This window comes from Micromonospora trifolii (genome assembly GCF_022229005.1).
GTDB classification, from domain to species: domain Bacteria; phylum Actinomycetota; class Actinomycetes; order Mycobacteriales; family Micromonosporaceae; genus Micromonospora; species Micromonospora trifolii.
This window is the reverse complement of sequence record NZ_JAKKFD010000065.1, coordinates 1-5,335: the sequence shown is the minus strand read 5'-3', so window position 1 is coordinate 5,335 and position 5,335 is coordinate 1. Positions and strand designations below refer to the sequence as shown.

Sequence of the window (5,335 nt, the reverse complement as noted above, 5' to 3'; positions counted from 1 at the left end):
GCAGTACCATCGGCGCTGGAGGGCTTAGCTTCCGGGTTCGGAATGTAACCGGGCGTTTCCCCTCCGCCATGACCGCCGTAACTCTATGAACATATCAAACAACACCGGCATACTTCACGGGTGTTCGCTTGTTCAGAGTTGCACAGTGGACGCGTAGCAGCTTAGTAGTCAAGTCCTCGGCCTATTAGTACCGGTCAACTGAACCCGTTACCGGGCTTACATTTCCGGCCTATCAACCCAGTCGTCTAGCTGGGGGCCTTACCCCACAAAGTGGGTGGGATACCTCATCTTGAAGCAGGCTTCCCGCTTAGATGCTTTCAGCGGTTATCCCTTCCGAACGTAGCTAACCAGCCGTGCCCTTGGCAGGACAACTGGCACACCAGAGGTTCGTCCGTCCCGGTCCTCTCGTACTAGGGACAGCCCTTCTCAAGTATCCTACGCGCACGGCGGATAGGGACCGAACTGTCTCACGACGTTCTAAACCCAGCTCGCGTGCCGCTTTAATGGGCGAACAGCCCAACCCTTGGGACCTGCTACAGCCCCAGGATGCGACGAGCCGACATCGAGGTGCCAAACCATCCCGTCGATATGGACTCTTGGGGAAGATCAGCCTGTTATCCCCGGGGTACCTTTTATCCGTTGAGCGACACCGCTTCCACTCGCAAGTGCCGGATCACTAGTCCCGACTTTCGTCCCTGCTCGACCTGTCAGTCTCACAGTCAAGCTCCCTTGTGTACTTGCACTCAACACCTGATTGCCAACCAGGCTGAGGGAACCTTTGGGCGCCTCCGTTACCTTTTAGGAGGCAACCGCCCCAGTTAAACTACCCACCAGACACTGTCCCTGAACCGGATAACGGTCCGAAGTTAGATACCCAAATCAACCAGAGTGGTATTTCAAGATTGCCTCCACCCATACTGGCGTATGGACTTCACCGGCTCCCACCTATCCTACACAAGCTAATTCGAGTACCAATGTCAAGCTATAGTAAAGGTCCCGGGGTCTTTCCGTCCTGCCGCGCGTAACGAGCATCTTTACTCGTAATGCAATTTCGCCGGGCCTGTGGTTGAGACAGTGGGGAAGTCGTTACGCCATTCGTGCAGGTCGGAACTTACCCGACAAGGAATTTCGCTACCTTAGGATGGTTATAGTTACCACCGCCGTTTACTGGCGCTTAAGTTCTCCGCTTCGCCCCGAAGAGCTAACAGGTCCCCTTAACGTTCCAGCACCGGGCAGGCGTCAGTCCATATACATCGAATTACTTCTTCGCATGGACCTGTGTTTTTAGTAAACAGTCGCTTCCCCCTGCTCTCTGCGGCCATACAACGCTCCACCCGCGCGGGGCTTCACGTCTCCGGCCCCCCTTCTCCCTAAGTTACGGGGGCAATTTGCCGAGTTCCTTAACCACAGTTCGCCCGATCGCCTCGGTATTCTCTACCTGACCACCTGTGTCGGTTTGGGGTACGGGCCGCTAAGAACTCGCTAGAGGCTTTTCTCGGCAGCATAGGATCACTGACTTCACCTGAATCGGCTCGGCATCACGTCTCAGCCTTCATGTGTTGCGGATTTGCCTACAACACGGCCTACACGCTTACCCCGGCACAACCACCGGCCGGGCTCAGCTACCTTCCTGCGTCACCCCATCGCTTGACTACTACCCATCAGGTTCCCACGCTCCCCATCCTCAACCCGAAGGTCTCGAACGGTTCGGGTGGTTAGCACAACGAGGTTCGTCAGGGACGCTCTTTCGCGGGTACGGGAATATCAACCCGTTGTCCATCGACTACGCCTCTCGGCCTCGCCTTAGGTCCCGACTCACCCAGGGCGGATTAGCCTGGCCCTGGAACCCTTGGTCATCCGGCGGAAGGGTTTCTCACCCTTCTTTCGCTACTCATGCCTGCATTCTCACTCGTGCCGCGTCCACAACTGGGTCACCCCGCTGCTTCACTCGCGGCACGACGCTCCCCTACCCATCCACACACCTGCACAAGGAATCAAGTCCAAGCGAGGATAAAATGTGAATGCCACAGCTTCGGCGGTGTGCTTGAGCCCCGCTACATTGTCGGCGCGGAACCACTTGACCAGTGAGCTATTACGCACTCTTTAAAGGGTGGCTGCTTCTAAGCCAACCTCCTGGTTGTCTATGCGACCCCACATCCTTTTCCACTTAGCACACGCTTAGGGGCCTTAGCTGGTGATCTGGGCTGTTTCCCTCTCGACTACGAAGCTTATCCCCCGCAGTCTCACTGCCGCGCTCTCACTTACCGGCATTCGGAGTTTGGCTGGTTTCGGTAAGCTTGTGGGCCCCCTAGACCATCCAGTGCTCTACCTCCGGCAAGAAACACGCGACGCTGCACCTAAATGCATTTCGGGGAGAACCAGCTATCACGGAGTTTGATTGGCCTTTCACCCCTAACCACAGGTCATCCCCCAATTTTTCAACATTGGTGGGTTCGGCCCTCCACGCGGTCTTACCCGCGCTTCAGCCTGCCCATGGCTAGATCACTCCGCTTCGGGTCTAGGACACGCGACTGAATCGCCCTATTCAGACTCGCTTTCGCTACGGCTCCCCCACACGGGTTAACCTCGCCACATGCCACTAACTCGCAGGCTCATTCTTCAAAAGGCACGCCGTCACCCCGCAAGGCTCCGACGGATTGTAGGCGAACGGTTTCAGGTACTATTTCACTCCCCTCCCGGGGTACTTTTCACCATTCCCTCACGGTACTTGTCCGCTATCGGTCACCAGGAAGTATTTAGGCTTACCAGGTGGTCCTGGCAGATTCACGGCAGATTTCAGGGGTCCGCCGCTACTCGGGAACACCCACAGAAGGTCAGCAACTTTCACCTACCGGACTCTCACCGTCTACGGTCAGCCATTCCAGACTGTTCGACTAGCCACTGACTTTGTAACTTCTCGAATGCATGTCAGTACATTCAGTAGGGTCCCACAACCCCGACCACGCAACCCCTGACAGGTATCACACGCAGCCGGTTTAGCCTCGATCCGCTTTCGCTCGCCACTACTCACGGAATCACTAAATTGTTTTCTCTTCCTGCGGGTACTGAGATGTTTCACTTCCCCGCGTTCCCTCCACACACCCTATGTGTTCAGGTGTGGGTGACACCACATGACTGGTGCCAGGTTTCCCCATTCGGACACCCTGGGATCACAGCTTGGTTGACAGCTCCCCCAGGCCTATCGCGGCCTCCCACGTCCTTCATCGGCTCCTGGTGCCAAGGCATTCACCGTTCGCCCTTGACAACTTGACCACAAAGATGCTCGCGTCCACTGTGCAATTCTCAACAAACGACCAACCCACAACCCGATCCGCCCCACACCAAACCCAACAACAGTTGGCGGTATGTGGAGCCAGGCCATGCCTGGCAGACTGCCAGCCCCACAAAGGGGGCCGGCCACGTCTCTGAAACAACAACACAATGGTTGTTCCTTCAGGACCCAACAGGGTGCTCACATTCCTTCTCAGCCGCACCAGGGACTTCGTTCCCACCACCCGAAGGCAGCTGTACTAGAAGAAACCCGGCCGTTGCCGAGGAAAAACTTGCCAGTGTCTCCGCCATCTGAGCACCCCGACCCAACATTCGTGGGCCGCGGGCTCCTTGCACCCTTTCAGGTGAAGGTGCTCCTTAGAAAGGAGGTGATCCAGCCGCACCTTCCGGTACGGCTACCTTGTTACGACTTCGTCCCAATCGCCAGCCCCACCTTCGACGGCTCCCTCCACAAGGGTTGGGCCACCGGCTTCGGGTGTTGCCGACTTTCGTGACGTGACGGGCGGTGTGTACAAGGCCCGGGAACGTATTCACCGCAGCGTTGCTGATCTGCGATTACTAGCGACTCCGACTTCACGGGGTCGAGTTGCAGACCCCGATCCGAACTGAGACCGGCTTTTTGGGATTCGCTCCACCTCGCGGTATCGCAGCCCATTGTACCGGCCATTGTAGCATGCGTGAAGCCCTGGACATAAGGGGCATGATGACTTGACGTCATCCCCACCTTCCTCCGAGTTGACCCCGGCAGTCTTCGATGAGTCCCCGCCATAACGCGCTGGCAACATCGAACGAGGGTTGCGCTCGTTGCGGGACTTAACCCAACATCTCACGACACGAGCTGACGACAGCCATGCACCACCTGTGACCGCCCCCGAAGGACCTCACATCTCTGTGAGTTTTGCGGCCATGTCAAACCCAGGTAAGGTTCTTCGCGTTGCATCGAATTAATCCGCATGCTCCGCCGCTTGTGCGGGCCCCCGTCAATTCCTTTGAGTTTTAGCCTTGCGGCCGTACTCCCCAGGCGGGGCGCTTAATGCGTTAGCTGCGGCACAGGGAACCGGAGAGGCCCCCCACACCTAGCGCCCAACGTTTACAGCGTGGACTACCAGGGTATCTAATCCTGTTCGCTCCCCACGCTTTCGCTCCTCAGCGTCAGTATCGGCCCAGAGACCCGCCTTCGCCACCGGTGTTCCTCCTGATATCTGCGCATTTCACCGCTACACCAGGAATTCCAGTCTCCCCTACCGAACTCTAGCCTGCCCGTATCGACCGCAGGCTTGGGGTTGAGCCCCAAGTTTTCACGGTCGACGCGACAAGCCGCCTACGAGCTCTTTACGCCCAATAAATCCGGACAACGCTCGCACCCTACGTCTTACCGCGGCTGCTGGCACGTAGTTGGCCGGTGCTTCTTCTGCAGGTACCGTCACTCTCGCTTCGTCCCTGCTGAAAGAGGTTTACAACCCGAAGGCCGTCATCCCTCACGCGGCGTCGCTGCATCAGGCTTCCGCCCATTGTGCAATATTCCCCACTGCTGCCTCCCGTAGGAGTCTGGGCCGTGTCTCAGTCCCAGTGTGGCCGGTCGCCCTCTCAGGCCGGCTACCCGTCGTCGCCTTGGTAGGCCATCACCCCACCAACAAGCTGATAGGCCGCGAGCCCATCCCAAGCCGAAAAACTTTCCACCACCAGCCATGCGGCCAGAAGTAATATTCGGTATTAGCCCCCGTTTCCGAGGGTTATCCCAAAGCTTGGGGCAGGTTGCTCACGTGTTACTCACCCGTTCGCCGCTCGAGTACCCCGAAGGGCCTTTCCGCTCGACTTGCATGTGTTAAGCACGCCGCCAGCGTTCGTCCTGAGCCAGGATCAAACTCTCCAACAAAAAATTAGTTGAACAGCATCCTGACAACAAACAAATGTTGCCAAAGGAATCCCAACCAGCCAGCAAAAACTGACCAGTCCGGGGTATAAATCATAATTGGCACTGGCTTTACAAGCACCCTGTTGAGTTCTCAAAGAACAACCACACACCGACCAGAAGCCCCACCAA

The 5,335-nt window shown here is 57.2% G+C and carries 3 rRNA genes; all 3 read right to left on the bottom strand.

The features are described from left to right. A 5S ribosomal RNA gene (rrf, locus tag NIE79_RS30715) occupies window positions 1-80 on the bottom strand; the annotation flags it as partial. Between the two features lie 84 nt (window positions 81-164). Next, window positions 165-3,273: ribosomal RNA gene (locus NIE79_RS30710) — 23S ribosomal RNA — on the bottom strand. A 379-nt stretch (window positions 3,274-3,652) separates the two neighbouring features. Next, window positions 3,653-5,167, bottom strand: a 16S ribosomal RNA gene (locus NIE79_RS30705). Window positions 5,168-5,335: the final 168 nt, after the last annotated feature.